The following is an 18,850-nucleotide window of genomic DNA, read 5'->3' on the forward strand; positions in this document are numbered from 1 at the left end:
CTATTTTACTTGACGAAGCCTTAGTTCGTCATTTGTCGGAACGTTATCTGGATCGGGTATCCCTAGGGTTGCACGTCCGCTTTGCCCCTCAGACACCGATCGCATCGGCGATCGCAGTTTTCAGCAATTGCTATTGCGAATGCGGGCAGGCAAGTGTTCGGGTTTGAACGATGCAAGATCGCGAGTCGTTTTCCACAATGAGATCGATGCAGTACTCTTGCTACAGCCGACCGCCGGTGCTCGCCTAGTACCGCTCGGGTTCGGACAGACCGATCGTCAAAGCATTTCACCCAGTAATAGCCATGATCGGAACGCAGACCGCACGCAAACAGACGCAGCACCGCTGGACCGGTCCCCTGCTGGCAGCCTCGATCGCGCTCGGCTCCCTGGCTGCCGTTCCGCAACCCAGCCAGGCAGGGATCTTCGATAACGTCATCCGCGGTCTTGTCAACGGCGGGGTCCAGGCCATCCAGATGTCTTCGCTATCCGACGAGCAAGAAATTGCTCTCGGTCGCCAAATCGACCAACAGGTTCGTTCCCAGGTACGCCTGTCCCGCGATCGCCGCCTGGTCAACTACGTCAACCGCATCGGCCAGCGGCTCGTCCCCTACAGCGAGCGTCCCGACATTCCTTACAGCTTCCGCGTCGTTGAAGACCCTGCTATCAATGCCTTCGCCACCATGGGCGGCTTCATCTACGTCAACACCGGCCTGATTGCAGCTGCCCAGAACGAAGCCGAACTCGCCAGCGTCGTCGCTCACGAAATCGCCCACGTCGCCGACCGCCACGCTGTCAAGCAGATGCGCGAAGCCGCGATCGCCTCAGGGGTCGCAACCACAGCTGGCGTCAACACCAACCAACTTGTCGGTATCGGCGTCGAACTTGCACTTCGCCGTCCCCACAGCCGCCGCCACGAATACGAAGCCGACAAAATGGGACTCGTCAACCTCGCCCGCGCGGGCTACGCTCCTGAAGCCATGGTGAGCTTCATGCAAACCCTGCTCGCGACGCAGGGTAACGGCGGTCCCGCCTTCCTCAGTACCCACCCATTAACCCGGGATCGCGTCGCGCGCTTAGCAGCAGCAGTCGGTTCCACACCTTCCGGCGGCGACGGTCTAGATCGCAACGCACACCGCCGTCAGATTGCCTCGCTGCTGTAAATCGGTTACTCGAACTGCCAGCTGCAACCGACAGGTAAAATGCGGGAAAGTCGCGCGATCGCCTCTCGGGGCGCTGCTGTCATGACTGCTCCGCACGTTGCCCCCTACGGCACCTGGAAATCGCCCATCGACTCCAACGCGATTGTCACCGATGCGATCCGCCTCTCCGCGATCGCGCTCGACGGCAACGACATCTATTGGCTCGAAGGCCGTCCTACCGAGCGCGGTCGCAGCGTCCTCGTTCGCCGCACTCCCGATGGCGAAACCTCCGACGTCACGCCGCCGCCCTTCAACGTTCGCACTCGCGTTCACGAATATGGCGGCGGCGCTTTCTTAGTCGCGGACGGCACGATCTATTTTGCAAACTTCGACGACCAGCGCCTATACCGCCACGCACCCGGCACCGAACCTCAGGCGCTCGTTCCCGAGCATGCCTGCCGCTTCGCCGAACTCGTCCTGGATCGAACCCGCGACCGCCTGATCTGCGTGTGCGAAGACCACAACCCCTCCAACACCGAGCCGATTAACTCGCTTGTGGCGATCGATCTGGCAACCGGCGCGATCGCGCCATTAGCAACCGGCTGCGACTTCTATGCCTCGCCCTGCCTGAGTCCCGATGGCACTCGACTGGCCTGGATCGAGTGGAACCATCCTGCAATGCCCTGGGACGCCACGCGCCTCCAGGTCGCCAAGATCGAAGACAACGGTTCCTTGGGACCCGCCACGTGCGTTGCTGGTAGTGACGAGCGCGCCGCTGTCTGCCATCCCAAGTGGTCGCCGGACGGCTCGCTGTTTTTCGTCAGCGATCGCAGCAACTGGTGGAACCTCTATCGCTACACCGACGGCCGTACGGAATTACTCTACGAACTCGACGCCGAATTCGCCTATCCTCACTGGGTGTTTGGCTTGTCGCTCTACGACTTTATTTCGGCAGAGCAGCTGCTTTGCACCTACACCCAAAATGGCAAGTGGCACCTCGCGCGGCTGAACCTATTAACCCGCCACTTGTTGCGCGTAGACTTACCTTATACCGACCTTGGCTCCCTGCACGTCGCCAACGATCGTGCGGTCTTCATTGCTGGCGCACCCGATATGCCAACGGCAGCCGTGTTACTGAACCTAGGCACCGGCGAGCGCTCGACCCTCAAGCAAGCGACTTCACTGGTCATCGATCCCGGCTACCTGTCAGTGCCCGAGGCGATCGCGTTTCCCACCACCGACGGCGAGACCGCCCACGCCTGGTATTATCCGCCCTCCAACCGCGACTTCACCGCACCCGCAGGCGAGAGGCCGCCACTATTAGTCAACAGTCATGGCGGTCCAACAGCAGCTACTGCGCCCACCTTCAGCCTAAAGCTGCAATATTGGACCAGTCGCGGCTTCGCTGTCTTGGATGTTAACTATCGCGGCAGCACCGGTTACGGTCGCGCTTATCGCGAGCGCCTTCAGGGACGCTGGGGTATTGTCGATCTCGATGACTGCGCCGCCGGCGCAGACTCTTTAGTCGAGCGCGGACTCGCCGATCCCAACCGTCTAGCGATCGCGGGCGGCAGCGCGGGCGGATACACGACTCTGGCGGTCCTGACCTTTCGCGACACTTTCAAAGCCGGGTGCAGTCGCTACGGCGTCAGCGACCTGGCCATACTCGCCACGGAAACTCACAAGTTCGAGTCGCGCTACCTCGACGGGTTGGTCGGCCGCTATCCCGAGGATAAAGACATTTACACCGCCCGATCGCCCCTTTTTCACGCCGATCGCCTCTCGTGCCCGGTCATCTTCTTTCAAGGGTTGGAAGACAAGGTCGTACCGCCCAACCAAGCGGAGTTGATGGTCGCAGCCCTCAGAGACCGCGGTATTCCCGTCGCCTACATTGCCTTTGCAGGCGAGCAGCACGGCTTCCGTCGTGCCGAGACCATCAAGCGCGCGATCGACGGCGAGTTCTATTTCTACAGTCGCATCTTCGGCTTCGAGCCCGCTGACGAGATCGAGCCCGTGGAAATCCTCAATCTAGGCTGATAATTCAGATCGAAGCAATCGTACCAAACACTCACGCGATCGCCGTCGAACCGCCCGCGATTGAACGTCCGACCCCTCGCGATCGGGGGTCGCCGCTCGCTAGGATAAGTCCGCGATTGCGCCCGATTCAGCCGGAAACCTCGCCCGATTGTTGCGCGATTGCCTGCGATTGTTACCGCTCTAAGTCGCGAGTTACGCACGCCTTGAAGTTAGCTTTACTCCGACTACTCAAAATAGCCATAGTCATAATAGTCACAACGACACTTTAACAGCCACAACCGTCGCATCCTCAACCACCACCATGCCTTCAGCCGATTCCGCTCGCTCTGCATTAAACTACCTGCCCGCGATCGCTGCCGATGCCGCGCCCAACCAACACCTACTGCCACTCACCGCGCGTGCAACCGAACGCGATCGCCTTGCAATCGGCGGCTGTGACGTCGTCGAGTTGGTTGCCCGCTTCGGCTCGCCGCTACTGGTCCTCGACGAGCACACCCTGCGCACCGCTTGCCGTCAGTATCGCGATGGCTTGGCAACCTATCCGGGTGAGTCGCTGGTCATTTACGCCTCCAAAGCATGGAGCAACGCGGCGATCGCGGCGATCGCTGCCAGCGAAGGGTTGGGAATTGACGTGGCCTCCGGCGGCGAGCTGTACTCCGCCCATCAAGCGGGTATTACCCCGGACGCGATCTATTTCCACGGCAACAACAAATCCGCGGTGGAGCTCAAGGAAGCGATCGCCTGCGGCTGTACGGTCGTGGCAGATAATTGGTTGGAGCTGGAAACCCTTGCCAAACTTGCCGACCCGCAACAGCCCACCCGCGTCATGTTGCGCCTGACGCCGGGTATCGAGTGTCACACCCATGAATACATCCGCACCGGTCACCTCGACAGCAAGTTCGGCTTCGACCCCAACCAAATCCCCGATGTATTCGCCTTCGTTGCCCGGCAACCCGCGCTCGACTGCGTCGGCATCCACGCCCACATCGGCTCGCAAATTTTCGAGCGCCAGCCGCACCAAGATCTGGCAGGCGTCCTAGCCGATTGGCTGCAGGTCGGACTCGATGCAGGTCTGCCCTTGCGCGAGCTGAACGTCGGCGGCGGACTGGGTATCTGCTACACCGAAGCCGACGACCCGCCCAGTATTCGCGAGTGGACCGAAGCTGTCGCCGGCGCCGTTGCGATTGCCTGTGAGACGCGATCGCTTCCGCTCCCCAAGCTGATCTGCGAGCCGGGGCGATCCCTCGTCGGGTCCGCCGGCGTCACGGCTTACACCGTTGGCGGTCGCAAAGAAGTGCCCGGAATCCACACCTACGTGGCCGTGGACGGGGGCATGTCGGACAATGCGCGTCCGATCACTTACCAGGCTGTTTATCGCGCGCTCGTTGCCAACCGCCTTTCCGCTCCCGCAACCGCAACTGCAACGGTTGCTGGCAAGCACTGCGAGTCCGGCGACATACTGATTAAAGACGCCTACCTACCCGCACTCCAACCCGGCGACGTGCTCGTGTTAGCCGCCACTGGCGCATACTGCTACAGCATGGCTTCGAATTACAATCGCCTGCCGCGCCCCGCGGCCGTTCTTGTTAGTGACGGCTGCGCCGACATCATCGTTGCGCGCGAGACTTACGACGACATCGTCCGCCAGGACCGCTTGCCCGATCGCTTGGTTTTCGGGACGCGATCGCCCCCCGGAACCCACTAGAACCGGGTAAGAATCCACTAGAACCGGGTAAGATCGAACTGTGGCAAGGTCTCGGCAAGTTTTCGGCGAGACCGCTGCGCGCCACCCGCTGCATCCGAGTCACCCCAGCTACTTCGCCCATGCCTCCGTCGGGGTCCGCCGACACCACCAGTTTTGCGGTCTGGTTCTTCTTCGCGCTCGACATCGGGCTCGTAACCATCCTTGCCTTCTTGTTGCTCCTCGCGATCGGGGAGCGCTCGACGCTTTGGATCGTACGCGGGCTCTTACTCATGCTGGTGCTGTTGTTGCTGGGATTCATCGGCAGTAACTTTCTCGGGCTGACGATCCTTCCCTTCGTATTGGAGAAAGCAATCGTCGGGTTGACCGTCGCAGCCGCCTTGATTTTCCAGGCCGAGCTGCGGCAATTTCTCGAGTTTCTCGGACGCGGCGAGCTTTGGCAATGGATGCAGGCGTCGCGGCGCACCCCAACAGGTGCCAGCGATGTGATCGGCGAAATCGTCGATGCGGTAAAAGATCTGTCCCAAAATCGCATTGGGGCGCTGATCGTTGTCGAAACTGGCGGAGCGTTCGAACCACATGCCTTCAGCGATCCGGGTGTTCCGCTCAATGCCGAAATCTCGACCGAACTGCTCCAAACAATTTTCCAAACCACAACCTTACTGCACGATGGAGCGGTGCTCATTCGCGGCTCGCGTATTGCTGCAGCGGGGGTAATCTTGCCCATTACCGAGAAAGTTCTCTCGCGGCAGTTAGGCACCCGTCACCGCGCTGCGATTGGAATTACCGAACGCTCCGCCAATTGTCTCTGTATTGTGGTATCAGAGGAGACGGGATCGATTTCCCTAGCCGAGCGCGGCAATCTAAACCGCCCGCTGACTCGGGGTAAGCTAGAGGAATTGCTCGCCCTGAGGTTTACACCTGCGGTCGAGCTTGAGTCCGTGGCTCCCGGCTTGGGTCGCTTGAGTCGTCAGGGGCAAGCACTGCTCGAGCGCTTGCTCCGGCTCCTACCGCCGACCTCTCACGAAAAGAAATGACCGCCGAGTCGAGGACACTGCAACAGCTCCCGTCAGATTTGGACCCCAGTCGCCTGCCACAGCACGTGGCGACGATTATGGACGGGAACGGACGTTGGGCACTGCAACGCGGTCTGCCGCGTGCGCTCGGACATCGCAAGGGCGTTGTGGCGCTGAAGGACCTGCTGCGCTGCTGTCGCGATTGGGGTATTCCGGCGCTGACTGCATATGCTTTTTCCACTGAAAACTGGGGACGTCCCCTCGCTGAAGTGGAGTTTTTGATGGCGCTGTTCGAACAGGTGCTGCGTCGCGAGCGCGCGGAAATGATGCGCGAGAACGTCTGCATACGCTTCGTCGGCAACTTAGCTGCCCTTCCCGCATCGCTCCAATCGGAAATTGCTGAGGCGATGGATGCAACGCAGGATAATAGCGGCACTCGTTTTACCGTTGCAACCAACTACGGCGGCAGACAAGAAATCGTTCAGGCATGTCGGGCGATCGCGCGGGCTGTCGAGCAAGGGCACGTTGCGCCAGATGATATAGACGAGAATTTATTCGAGCGCTATTTGTACACCACCGGTACGAGCCATCCGGATCTACTGATCCGCACGAGCGGAGAACTGCGAATCAGCAATTTCATGCTTTGGCAGCTAGCCTACGCCGAAATTTACGTAACCGAAACGTTCTGGCCGGACTTCAACCGCGCGGCCTTCCACTCAGCCTTACGCGCTTATCAACGACGCGATCGCCGATTTGGCAAGCTCCAGCCCAGCCAGTCTCCGCCGACATGAGCGCAGGGCGTTCGCCCGCTCGCAACCCGAGACGCGATCGTGCAGTTGCCAACCCCTTACTCCGACTTACAGAAGTCGTTCAAACGATCCAAAACTTTGGACCCACGGGCAGCTGACGGACCTGCGAACCAGACCCTGGCAGGCTGAGATAGCAGGCTTACCAGGCTTACAATGAAAAGCAATGTATATTCGCAAGACCCGCAGCACAAGGCCCGCGCGGCCGGGTAGTCGTTTTCAGATTGCCCCAGCCCTCACCGACGCGCGATCGCCAGGAAAATCGCGATGGTAAATGATTTGCCGCCCGCGCCCGCATTGAATGTCGAGCAGCTTTTTCCCTTTCAACTCGACCCGTTCCAGCTTCAAGCAATCTCGGCGATCGACGCGGGCAAGTCTGCTGTCGTCAGCGTACCGACGGGCTCGGGAAAGACGCTGGTGGGCGAATACGCTATCCATCGCGCCCTTGCTCGCGGCAAGCGCGTGTTTTACACCACGCCGCTGAAAGCGTTATCCAATCAAAAGTGGCGCGACTTCCAAGCCGCATTCGGTGCCGAGCAGGTGGGATTGCTGACGGGCGACACGTCGATCGAGCGCGACGCGGCGATTGTGGTCATGACCACAGAAGTATTCCGCAACATGCTTTATGGCACGCGGATCGGACAGGTGGGCGTATCTCTCGAAGGGGTGGAAGCCTTAGTCCTCGATGAGTGCCACTACATGAACGATCCCAGCCGCGGAACGGTTTGGGAGGAGTCGATCGTTTACTGTCCGCCGGCAATTCAACTGATAGCACTTTCGGCAACGATCGCCAATGCCGACCAGCTAACCGACTGGATCGCGCGCGTTCACGGTCCGACGGAGCTGATCGAATCGGATTTCCGTCCGGTACCGCTGCAGTTTCACTTCTGTAATCTTAAAGGCTTGTTTCCGCTGCTCGACCCCGAGGGGCAGAAGATCAACCCGCGCTTGCGGGAGAAGAAACCCCCACGCCGAGGCGACAAGCGACGTCGCGAGCGACGCGACGACTGCCCGGGCATAGCCGAGGTGGTCGAGCGGCTGCAGTCCCGCGATATGCTCCCAGCAATTTATTTCATCTTCAGCCGGCGCGGCTGCGACGAGGCAGTCCGACAGCTCGGCAGCACATCACTAGTGACCATTGAGGAAGCTCAGATCCTGCAGCAGCGGCTGGAAAACTTTCTCCGCGAGCATCCAGAAGGTGCCCGTGCCGGTCAAGCCGAGCCGCTGACGCGGGGAATTGCCGCCCACCATGCCGGAATTTTACCAGCTTGGAAAGGCTTGGTTGAAGAATTATTTTCCGCCGGGTTGGTCAAGGTGGTCTTTGCAACGGAGACCCTAGCTGCCGGCATTAACATGCCCGCCCGGACGACAGCAATCTCCTCGATGTCGAAGCGAACCGATCGCGGACACCGCATGTTGCGCGCTTCGGAGTTCCTGCAGATGTCTGGGCGGGCGGGACGGCGCGGCATGGACCCGACCGGTCATGTGGTGTGCGTGCAGACGCGCTTCGAAGGTGCAAAGGAAGCCGCCTTTTTGGCAACTAAAACGTCCGACCCGTTAGTCAGTCAGTTCACGCCAACTTACGGTATGGTCTTGAACTTGCTGCAGACACACACGATGGCGGAAGCCAAGGATTTGCTCGAACGCAGCTTCGCGCAGTACTTGGCGACGCTGAAGCTCGCTCCCGAGCAGCAGGCGATCGCCGGGCGCAGCCAAGAACTTGCTCGCCTCGATATCGAACTCGCGCCGATTCAAACAGAGCATATTTTCCATTTCGAGAAGCTCCACGCCCGCTTACGCGAAGAAAAGCGCATTGCCAAATACCTCCACCAGCAAGCGCGCGAGACGCGCGCTCCGGCGATTCAACTAGCCCTAGAGCACATCGCCCCTGGGGATATCGTCTACCTCAAAGGCCCGCATATTGCCCTGACCGATGCGGTAGCAGCAGCGGTGTGCGATCGCCTCCCGGCAAGTCCTGCAGACAACCTGTTATGTTTGGGAGCCGATAACTACTGGTACGTTGCCGCTCGCGATGACATTACCGGCATTGCCGACACCACGATCGCGCCCTCAGAGGTGGAGGGGTTGCGATCGCCGGACGATTTCGTGCTCGCTCCCGGACGGCATGCTGCCGGCGACGACCGGTCGGCTCCCGCAGCAGCAGCGATCGCGGCGCGCGCGACCGACCCGCCAATTGCACCAGAGGTAGCCGCCCAGCAAGATAAAATAGGCAGCCTACAGGCGCAACTGGACGTGCATCCACTGCACCAGTGGGGTAAACCCGGTCGCCTCATCAAGCATTACTATCGGCGGATTGCTTTGCGCGAAGAGCTGGCCGAGCGTAACGCCAAAACCCGCGAACATCGCTCGCAGCACTGGCAAGAGTTTCTTAACATCTGCGATGTATTGCGCGACTTTGAAGCCCTCGACGGCGATACGCCTACAGCACTCGGACGGATGGCTGCGGCGATCCGCGCCGACAACGAGTTGTGGCTGGCGCTGGCGCTCGGGAGCGATGCCTGCGCTGCTTTGGACGGGCACCAACTTGCTGCTACCGTTTGTGCCTTAGTCAGCGAGCCGCCCCGCCCGGATAGCAACACCAATTTCGAGCCATCGCCTTTTACTCTCGACGCGCTGGATGCTTTGCGGCGACCGCGCCGCCTGTTATTTCAGGTACAGCATCGCAATAAAGTCGCGATTCCGATATGGCTTGAGTACGGATCGATCGGCATAATCGAAGCCTGGGTGCGCGGAATCGACTGGGTTGATTTGTGTGACGGCACGACCCTTGACGAAGGCGACATCGTCCGCATGCTGCGGCGTACAATGGATATCTTGTCGCAGATTCCCCACGTGCCGCATTTGAGCGAGAGCACGTGCCGCACTGCGTCCGACGCCCTCGCCGCAATGAAGCGTTTTCCGGTCGAAGATTAGGGCGGCCTGTTCGCCCACCGAACCGCTACCCCTCGGGACTTGGTTGCGTCTCGGCCGACAAGCTATCCGCGATCGCCCGTCGAGATTCGCGCTCGTGCCGAGCGACGAATCAAGGACTTCCCGAACTCCGCATCCCTAAGACCCATGCCTCAACTGCCTATCGTGGCGATCCTCGGTCGCCCCAATGTCGGTAAATCCACGCTCGTCAATAAGCTAACCGGCAGCCGGGAGGCGATCGTTCACGACATGCCCGGTATCACGCGCGATCGCCTATACCAACCTGCTTTTTGGCGCGATCGCGATTTCCTGGTGGTTGATACGGGCGGCTTGGTCTTCGACGACGACACCGAGTTCTTGCCCCTGATTCGCGAACAGGCAGCCGTAGCCCTAGCCGAAGCCAGTGCGGCTGTTTTTGTCGTGGACGGCCAATTGGGTGTCACGGCCGGCGACATTGAAATTGCCGATTGGCTTCGCCGCCAGTCGGTGCCCGTGTTTTTAGCCGTCAACAAATGCGAGGCACCCGATCGCGGCGCGCTGCAGGCCGCGCAGTTTTGGGAACTGGGCTTGGGGGAACCCTTTGCGGTGTCGGGCATTCACGGCACGGGTACGGGCGATCTCCTCGATGCGGTGTTACCGCACTTGCCGCCCGTGGAGTCCCTCGACGAGCGCGAGGAAATTCGCGTGGCGATCGTCGGGCGACCGAATGTGGGCAAATCCAGTTTGCTGAACGCGCTATCGGGCATGACGCGCGCGATCGTCAGTCCGATCTCGGGCACGACGCGCGATGCCGTGGATTGGACAGTGGAGCGCAACGGACAAAGCTATCGCATCATCGACACGGCCGGGATTCGCAAGAAAAAGAACGTCGACTACGGACCGGAATTCTTCGGCGTCGGGCGAGCCTTTAAAGCCATCCGCCGTGCTGATGTGGTGCTCTTGGTCTTGGACGCGATCGATGGCGTGACCGACCAAGATCTTAAACTTGCCGGTCGCATTAAAGACGACGGGCGTGCTGCCGTATTGGTCCTGAACAAGTGGGATGCGATCGAAAAAGACTCCAACACGATCTATACCTTCGAACGAGAGATTCGCGCGCGGCTGCATTTCATGGATTGGGCGGAAGCAATCTTCGCGAGCGCGCAATCGGGGCAGCGGGTTGGCAAAATTCTCGATCTGGTAGACGTCGCTGCTGCCGAGCACCGCCGCCGCGTTTCAACTGCCACGATCAACGAAGTACTGCAGGAAGCAACGAGCTGGTATACGCCGCCAACGAACCGCCAAGGCCGTCAAGGCAAGATTTACTACGGCACGCAAGTCAGCAGCCAGCCGCCGACGATCGCGCTCTTTGTCAACGATCCGCTGCGTTTTAAGGACGATTACCGCCGCTATATCGAGCGCCAGTTTCGCGAACAGCTGGGGTTTACCGGTACGCCCCTACGTTTGATCTGGCGCGGCAAGCGCGCGCGCGAAGCCGAACCCAGTTCGGCCAATCGCGCCACCAAGGTTTGAGCTGAGCGTTGCCATCTTGAACTACAGCAGTAAGAATTAACGCAGGGTTAACTGTGAACTAATCTGCGAATTGACGCGCGTAGATCTGGGCATAGCGACCGGAGCGAGCGAGCAGTTCGTCGTGAGTCCCAACTTCCACGATGCGACCGCCTTCGAGGACGACGATACGATCGGCGCGGCGAACGGTGGTCAAGCGGTGGGCGATGACAAATACCGTTCGCTCGCGCGCGATCCGCTCGACTGCCTCGCGCACGAGTGCTTCCGACTCGGTGTCGAGGGCCGATGTGGCTTCGTCGAGCACGAGCACGCGCGGGTTCGACAGCACGGCACGGGCGATCGCCACCCGCTGGCGCTGGCCGCCAGAGAGAGAGAGACCCCGCTCGCCGACATAAGTGTGGTAGCCCTGCGATAGTTGGGTGACGAACTGGTGGGCGTTGGCCGTCCGGGCCGCGGCCGCGATCGCGTCGAGGGAACAGTTGCGTGCAAAGGCAATATTCTCGGCGATCGTGCCGGAGAAGAGCGTCGTTTCTTGGGGGACGATCGCCAGCTGGCGTCGCAAGCTCCAGAGTGTGACAGTTCGGATATCAGTGCCGTCGATGTAGATCGCGCCAGACTGGGGATCGTAGAACCGAAACAACAGGTTCATCAGTGTTGTTTTGCCCGCGCCGGAGGGTCCCACCAGCGCCACGGTCTCGCCGGGATGTACGAGGAAGTTCAAGTTTTGAACCACTGGCAGGTCCGGCCAATAGCCGAAGCTCACGTTACGGAACTCGACCTTTCCCGAAACCGGCGGCAGCGGTTCGGCATTCGGGCGATCGCGGACGGAGGGTTTCATTGCCAGCAACTCGAAGATGCGCGCGACCGATGCTTCACCCTGCTTGAATTCGTTGTAATTGCTGGTAGTAATGGCGATCGGATCGACCAGCATTAGCATGGCGGCACCGTAGCTGATAAACTCGCTGCTCGATAGATTGCCGCGTCCGATTTGCCAACTGCCGACCAAGAAGAGCAACAGCACGCTTGTGGCTTCCAAAAATCCCACGACCGGGAACTGAATAGCTTTCAGGCGTTCGGCTGCGTAGCGCGCCTGGCGGTTGGTTTCGGCGGCACGTCGAAAGCGCCCTAACAAGAAATCCTCGGCAGCAAAGGCTTGCACTAGGCGAATCTCGCCGAAGACTTCGGTCAGCAGCGCCGATAGATCTGAAATGCGATTTTGCCCGCGCCGCGAGAACTTCTGTATCTGCTCGCCAAACCACGCAATCAGCAAGCCCATCATGGGTGCGAGGATCGCCAGCGCGACTGTAAGCTGCCAGTTCAGGACAACAACGAACGCGAATACTGCCAGCAACTGCAGCACGCTCGGCAGGAACTGTTGGAAGAACTTGTTCACAACCTCGCCGATGCGATCCACGTCTTCCGTAAGACGATAGGAAAGGTCGCCGGTTTTTGCAGTTGCGAAGTAATCCAGGCTCAGTCGTTGCAAATGTGCGAAGGTGGTCTGCCGAATGTCATAAGCGATCGCCAGAGCCGCTTCAGCCATCAGCGCATCTTGACCGAACTGCGCGATCTTCTGCGCTAAGAATATCCCCAAGGCAATTCCGGCCAGCCGCCCGCTCTCGCTTACATTTCCTTCACCAACCGCCTTGGCGATCGGACCGGCCAGCCACGCCAGCACCGGCCAGAAAGCAACAAATGCCATCGTACAGGCTAGTGCTTTGGCGATCGCCCAAGCTTGCGGGCGCAGAAACGGGAGCAGTTGCAGATACGTCACAAAAATCGAGCTTGGAGCTACAGGCAATACGGATCGTTCACCCTATGAGAACACATCGCGCGCGCTAACGCTCGCCAGCCGAGTACGGGCGGGTTGGCGAGTGCGTCAAAACGTGCTTCTTTGCGTATGGTTGTGAACGAGCGGATCGACGCAAGTTGCTACAATGGCGAGCTGAAAAAAGTGAGTGACGATTGCTGGTTAATCGCAATAGCGACTTAGAGAAACTCTGATGAGTATCGTCACCCTCATTGAGATTCGCGAGAGCACAGTGGTTTATGAGTAGTGGTATAGGTTAAAACTCTTAGAATCAATGCATTATAGGCATGTACTAAGTGCTTAATGGCATCAATTTTGGTTTACGACTTCCTAGAAAAAGATAGGCTCTTCCCGATCGGTCTAGAGACCCGCTGCCGCCAGGTATTGTGAAGGCGTTTGACCTGGTTGGTTTTCCCAGCTTCTTTCCCAACCGGACAATGTTGGTGACTAGACATCACATTTTGTAGGCTTGCCAAAAGGGGTCGCATCACCTTCTTTGGAGAAAACACGGAAGCCGCCTGAGCGGAAACAGTCTATGTCCCCCACACTAGCTAGTTTCTAGCGCACTGCGAGGAGTCTTTTCACGCCGGTGCGGAATTATCTTCTTAGAATGTGATGCGCACCTGACAAAGGAGAAGGGGTATGGCAAAAAACTGTTATAAGCAACCTAGATAGGGCTTGCTGAAAAAGGCTGGAATTGTTTCATCGAAAAGGTTCCAGCGTTTTTTGCATCAGAGAAGTGCAAGGTTATGGTTGCTAGTGCCTCAAAACCCTTGCACTTGAGCCGAGATCTAGGGGCGAAAATCTGGATCTAGATGGCGAAAGCCTGATTTCATGAGCTCTCTGTCCCCTAAATTCACTTTGTGGACTTTTTCAGCAAGCCCTAGATAGGGTGCTACATTTCCCAAACAATTATGTTAGCCAAAATTGTCTGTAAGCCATGCCCTAACTTGGCTGCGCCCCACCACCACTTGTAGATTACTAAGCGCGACCCTACCCGTGCTACACGTTTTTGTCTATGGCACGCTCAAACCCGGAGGTGCTAACTACGCAACTTACTGTGCCGGGAAGGCGATCGTGGTTGGCCGTGCCCACATCATCGGGCAGCTTTACGACTTGCCCCTCGGCTACCCTGCTGCAATTGCAGCAGGGGGGCGCATCGAAGGCTACCTGCTCGCTTTTGCGCACCCAACCAGCCTGGCCGACCTCGACGAACTCGAAGGGTGCAATCCTGACGGCTTGCCAACTGCCAACGATTACTACCGCAAACTCGTAAAGGTTTAAACCGCCAGTGGGAAAGCGATCGCTTGGTCTTGGTGCTATTTCATGACCGCAGACGCGGTCCGCGCCCTGGGCGGCACTTATCTATCCTCAGGATGGTGGAGCGGCCCGCTCGAACGAGATTGAAGAGTCGGGGTATTCAGACCGCTAGCTGCGTTTGCCGGACTCAATTGCATGACCTCGTAACGAACCGCAGAGTCGCGCGTAAACCTCCGTGAACTCGGCACCAAATAAGAATATTTGTGCAGAGTAATATATCCAGGCTAGGAAAACGATGAGCGACCCAGCTGCACCGTATGGCGAGCTAAAACTGCCTCGACCGAGATAAAAACCCAGTAGTCCCCGACCGATCGCGAACAGTCCGGCCGTAAACAACGCACCAATCCATACGTCGCTCCACGCAATCTTGGTATCGGGTACGAACTTGTAAATTGTGGCGAAGAGCAGCGTGACGATGCTAAATGAAATGCCAAACGACACCCACTGCCATACAGCCGGAAACGGAATGAGCTCGAACTTGCTAACCGCTGCCAATACAGTACTTGAAACCATTGACAGCATTAGAAAGAAGCCGATCCCGAGTACCATCACGAAGGCAAACAACCGTTTCATCAGGAAGCTTCTCACTACCCCGCTTGCGGCAGTGTCCACATCCCAAATTTCATTTAGTGCGTCTTGAAGTTGCGAGCACACGCTCGACGCGCCAAACAGTAAAACTAGTACGCTGAGGGTTGAGGCGATACTACTGAGATCCGGACGACTGGCGTTTGCCACAGCTGTCTCGACAAACTGCGCTCCTTTCGGGCCGATCGCGGCCTCGAGCTGTGCGAACAACTCGCCTTCGGCAACACTTTTGCCAAAAAACGCCCCGGCAACTGCGACGGCGATTACCAGCAGCGGAGCGAGCGAGAACAGGGTGTAGTAAGCGAGGGCGGCCGCCAAACGAGATGCTTTATCGTCCACCCACTCAGAGACAGTCGCTTTGAGCAAGCGGAAAAGGAGTCTCGGACTGACCACGATGATGCTCCCGGTCAAACAGCTGGATTAATTCTATTCCCAACATCCCTACAGACTAAACTGCCAGTGCAAACATCCACCATGCATGCACTCCATCAGGAGCTATTGATACAGACGAGCGGATTCGGCATGCACGTAAGAAGAATGGACGAGATCGCCGAATCCACCCACAGCGGGCAATGTAGATTGCGAGAGATGAATTACGGAGCCAGGGCGTGACCGCGCAGCAGGCTGCCGAACGTTTTAGCCGTAATCTTCATCTGCACCAGAGGATTTGCTGGCACTACGGTTTTGTACAAGTAGCTGTCGAACGTCAGACGTTGGACGTCTTTATCCGAGCACATTTCGACAAATGCCTCGCGTGTCGCGTCCGAGCGGTAAAACACGCGCTGAAGCAAATCTAGCACCAGATAGGTGGTTCCATAGCGCTTGTCCCACCGCTTGAGGTAAAGCTTGAGATCTGCCTCGCTCGGTATACGCTGACCGGAATTGGAGGTTTCGACAATCGTTTCGGCACACATCCGAGCAGATTTCGCTGCAAAGTAGATCCCCTCACCCGAAGACTTGGTAACGGTGCCGGCTGCGTCGCCCACCAGCGCTACTCGACCGCGAACGCGAACCGGACGCGGGTGCTCGGGAATTGGATGCGCTTCTACCTTAATAATTTGACCGCCGGCAATGCGCTCCGCCGCACGCGCGCGAATGCCCGCCTGCAAGTCTTTGATACGCATTTTGTTGACCTTCATCGTGCCCGTTCCGACCGCCACGTGGTCGTATTTGGGAAACACCCAGGCGTAAAAGTCGGGCGAAACGTCGTCGCCGACATACATTTCGGCTAAATCTTGGTAGTAAGCCATTTTGTCGGCTGGCAGGCGGATGCGCTCTTGGAAAGCGATCGCGTAATTATAATCGCCAGCTTCGATAGCCTTAGCCACGCGAGAATTCGCACCATCGGCTCCGATGACGAGATCGACTTGCAGAGATTTGTTCTCGCCGACGGAGTTGCCATTCGAATGATCGGCATAGTGAAGTGTGTAGGGCGCGCCACTCGTCTGTGGCAACTCCAGCGCGTACACCGTCCCATTTATGAGCTGAGCCCCCAACCGCGCGGCGCGCTGGCGCAAGAAGCCATCGAGCACTTCGCGGCGGCACATGCCGATATATTCGCCCTCGTTGATGAGATTGATGTCGACCTCAACGTTAGAAGGAGAGATCATCTTCATCTTGCGAACGCGGCGATCGACGATCTCTGGCGGCAATTCGAATTCCGAGACCATGCACAGCGGAATGGCACCGCCGCACGGTTTTGCATTGTCGAGCTTGCGCTCGAATAGATACGTTTCGATCCCCGCCTTCACCAGCGTTTCGGCAGCGGAGGATCCAGCAGGACCCGAACCGACCACAGCAACCCTCAATACCAAGGCCTTCTCTCCCAATGCGTTGCGCGACTCTACTCGAAAGGCATTTTATCGCGTGCCACTTGCCGGCTTGGCTTGCTGCGTAGATCGTCGGTGAATTTGAAACAGACGTTAACAAGACTGCGGAAAGAACTTAATATTCCTAGAGTCTTAAACCCTCGCGATCGCGCAAGCTTGGCACTCGTCTCGACGAGGACCTGCGTTCCAGCTAATTGCAATCCATGAGAACTCATAAGTCATAGTTGCGATCCCGGATGGAACTGTAGCCGAAGTAACAATACGTTTAGACCTGTCCGCAGGTAAGCCGCGTGCGTGGACTAGTGCATTCGCATGCGCGGGCGGCCATCCTAACTAACGCGGTGAGGAGGAGATCCCAGTGGAAACGCAACAAGTAAGTAGCAGATCAAATTACTAGACTGCCTCCTTTGTTGAGCTTCGACCGTGGCTGAAGTTGGTTCGATTTCTCAAAAAATGTTAAAAGCATTAGCTGACGATCGGTAAAAAACACCGCCTTACTTGGACAAAATGATACCAATAAGCAATATAGATAGTTAAAAAGGGACTCTATGCCGAGATTCCCCCATTTGAGGAGCATTAGTTAAACTAGCTCCTTCTCGGTTTCGTGGTTATTCCAACCGGGCAGGAAAGTGGAGGGTTGGGAGGTTGGGCTCGAGCTTCGATCTCGACCGATCTGTCCGGTAACGAGTTCCAGGGAGCTTGAGCGAGAGTTTTTACCCGTTCTTTTGGGGTGACTTGCCGCGATCTGTTTCCAGTCGGTCGTCATTTACCGTTGTCGTGTTCTGTTTTAGCACGTTTCATGCACTGCCCCAGAGTGGGGTCTTACACGCTCTTCTTGATAATCGCACCCAGGAAACTGCGACAGTTCAACAGAAACAGCAAACAAGAGGACAGAGGGAAGATTTAATTTCATGGCTTAGTACCCGCTGTTAATTTCCAATGTGCCACTAACTCGAAAATCGCCTTGAAAGCCAAGTTCTTCTGCAACCTTTTTGGTGACTCTGACAGTCGGCTTTATTGGCTTGTCCACTTCATTAACGCCAACTAGCATGTATGGACCGCTAAAGCCTCCCATTGGCGTGTCGGCGGCTAGAACGACCGTAATGTTAGGTCTCGTGGGACCTTTACAGTCGATGATTTTCTCCTTATTTGAATTTTTCGACGAACGGACAAATATAACAGCATTATCAGTCGGTTTAATTATAGAACCAGCGCACTTATCTGGAGGTCCTGAAACCCCGAGTAGCTCGATGTCTACCATAATTCGTACTCCGTTAAATGACCTAGTGAAGAAATTTGGATTAGCTAATGCTAACCTGTCATCTGTCAGCACGGCATTTACAGCTTCAGAGTTCTGTCTGCGAAGTGCTTGCAGGAGATAGCTTTCCCCGTGCTCGACCTCACCGCGACTAGCAAAAGAACTGTAATGCTCTGCATTCCAAGGATCTGTCAGCGCTAATATGTCTTCATGGATATTCTTATCTTTTTGAGCTATTGCATGGACATCGATCTCAAAGTTTCGGTCCTCAGTAAATTCATCAATGATAAAGTCTGGTGTATACAGGAATTTCATGACATGATTGCTAAAGTCGGAAATTTTCATGATTCCGACCCCCGTTAGTACGGATATAAGTGAAATAAGTGCAATCAGAGCTTTCCTGAAAACATTGGCTTGGTTGCGAGCTCGAGAGATGGATTGTTTTAAACATTTGATCTCATCTTTAATAAAATCGACTTCTTCAAAGGTTTTATCGATTCTCTCGCAGTATCTATCGAAATATTCATCATTGCGCCTATGTCGACCGAACACACTCATCCTAATTTCACCTTCCCTTCAATTTATAAACCCAGCAGCCTTGAACTTCATGTAACACAGGAGTCTTTTTTTCTATTTTCTGGGATTATAAATCGATATCACTAAAGGGGTTGTCCAACTCACAAAAGTTAACACCTTGACTGATTGGCATATCTCTGAAACCCGCAGTCGGGCAAAAATCCCAGCACCTCATTGATGTCTATCCCCATGTAAGGTTTTCTGCTTAATATCCACTAGATGCTGTAAGAGGTGATTTAGCAGACAAATCGCCTCCTGTAAGCATTAACAAGAAAACCCCCTGCGGCAAGGTCCGTAGGGGGTTGTTTAGCTTTTAGACGGGAAGCCCCGCG

At 57.0% G+C, this 18,850-nt stretch carries 12 protein-coding genes; 8 read left to right on the forward strand and 4 right to left on the reverse strand.

What is annotated here, in order from left to right; all coding sequences use genetic code 11:
• The first annotated feature begins 302 nt into the window (after positions 1 to 302).
• The 7 genes from KR51_RS04450 to der all read left to right on the forward strand — a co-directional run bounded on the left by KR51_RS04450 (position 303) and on the right by der (position 11,143).
• Entirely contained in the window at positions 303 to 1,160 is an 858-nt protein-coding gene (locus tag KR51_RS04450) for a M48 family metallopeptidase (RefSeq protein WP_022605284.1), read from the forward strand.
• An 81-nt stretch (positions 1,161 to 1,241) separates the two neighbouring features.
• The gene (locus KR51_RS04455; protein WP_022605286.1) at positions 1,242 to 3,176 is read left to right on the forward strand and encodes a S9 family peptidase; all 1,935 of its coding nucleotides are present in this window, start codon (positions 1,242 to 1,244) and stop codon (positions 3,174 to 3,176) included.
• A 301-nt stretch (positions 3,177 to 3,477) separates the two neighbouring features.
• The gene (lysA, locus tag KR51_RS04460; protein ID WP_022605287.1) at positions 3,478 to 4,881 is read left to right on the forward strand and encodes a diaminopimelate decarboxylase; all 1,404 of its coding nucleotides are present in this window, start codon (positions 3,478 to 3,480) and stop codon (positions 4,879 to 4,881) included.
• A 119-nt stretch (positions 4,882 to 5,000) separates the two neighbouring features.
• On the forward strand, positions 5,001 to 5,915 hold the full coding sequence (cdaA, locus tag KR51_RS04465) for a diadenylate cyclase CdaA (protein ID WP_022605289.1): 915 nt from the start codon (positions 5,001 to 5,003) through the stop codon (positions 5,913 to 5,915).
• Positions 5,912 to 6,685 carry a polyprenyl diphosphate synthase gene (uppS, locus tag KR51_RS04470; RefSeq protein WP_022605291.1) on the forward strand — a complete coding sequence of 258 codons (774 nt, stop codon included), beginning with the start codon at positions 5,912 to 5,914 and terminating at the stop codon, positions 6,683 to 6,685. The genes cdaA and uppS overlap by 4 nt, the downstream gene beginning before the upstream one ends.
• A 282-nt stretch (positions 6,686 to 6,967) precedes the next feature.
• Entirely contained in the window at positions 6,968 to 9,634 is a 2,667-nt protein-coding gene (locus tag KR51_RS04475; protein WP_022605293.1) for a DEAD/DEAH box helicase, read from the forward strand.
• A gap of 144 nt (positions 9,635 to 9,778) precedes the next feature.
• Positions 9,779 to 11,143: a ribosome biogenesis GTPase Der gene (gene der, locus KR51_RS04480; RefSeq protein WP_022605295.1), complete on the forward strand. Its 1,365-nt coding sequence runs from the start codon at positions 9,779 to 9,781 to the stop codon at positions 11,141 to 11,143.
• A 58-nt stretch (positions 11,144 to 11,201) separates the two neighbouring features.
• Here the strand turns inward: der and KR51_RS04485 are convergent, their stop codons facing one another.
• Positions 11,202 to 12,941: an ABC transporter ATP-binding protein gene (locus tag KR51_RS04485; RefSeq protein WP_269634877.1), complete on the reverse strand. Its 1,740-nt coding sequence runs from the start codon at positions 12,939 to 12,941 to the stop codon at positions 11,202 to 11,204.
• 1,008 nt (positions 12,942 to 13,949) lie between these two features.
• Here KR51_RS04485 and KR51_RS04490 point away from each other — a divergent pair.
• Entirely contained in the window at positions 13,950 to 14,234 is a 285-nt protein-coding gene (locus KR51_RS04490; RefSeq protein ID WP_051358072.1) for a gamma-glutamylcyclotransferase family protein, read from the forward strand.
• Positions 14,235 to 14,378: 144 nt separating this feature from the next.
• Here the strand turns inward: KR51_RS04490 and KR51_RS04495 are convergent, their stop codons facing one another.
• The 3 genes from KR51_RS04495 to KR51_RS04505 form a co-directional block, all read right to left on the reverse strand.
• Positions 14,379 to 15,248: a YihY/virulence factor BrkB family protein gene (locus KR51_RS04495; protein ID WP_022605298.1), complete on the reverse strand. Its 870-nt coding sequence runs from the start codon at positions 15,246 to 15,248 to the stop codon at positions 14,379 to 14,381.
• A gap of 200 nt (positions 15,249 to 15,448) precedes the next feature.
• Entirely contained in the window at positions 15,449 to 16,669 is a 1,221-nt protein-coding gene (chlP, locus tag KR51_RS04500) for a geranylgeranyl reductase (RefSeq protein ID WP_040655159.1), read from the reverse strand.
• 931 nt (positions 16,670 to 17,600) lie between these two features.
• A complete protein-coding gene (locus KR51_RS04505; protein WP_022605304.1) occupies positions 17,601 to 18,500 on the reverse strand; it encodes a hypothetical protein in 900 nt (299 codons plus the stop codon).
• Positions 18,501 to 18,850 lie beyond the last annotated feature (350 nt).

The sequence above is a fragment of the Rubidibacter lacunae KORDI 51-2 genome (assembly GCF_000473895.1).
Taxonomy (GTDB): Bacteria; Cyanobacteriota; Cyanobacteriia; order Cyanobacteriales; family Rubidibacteraceae; genus Rubidibacter; species Rubidibacter lacunae.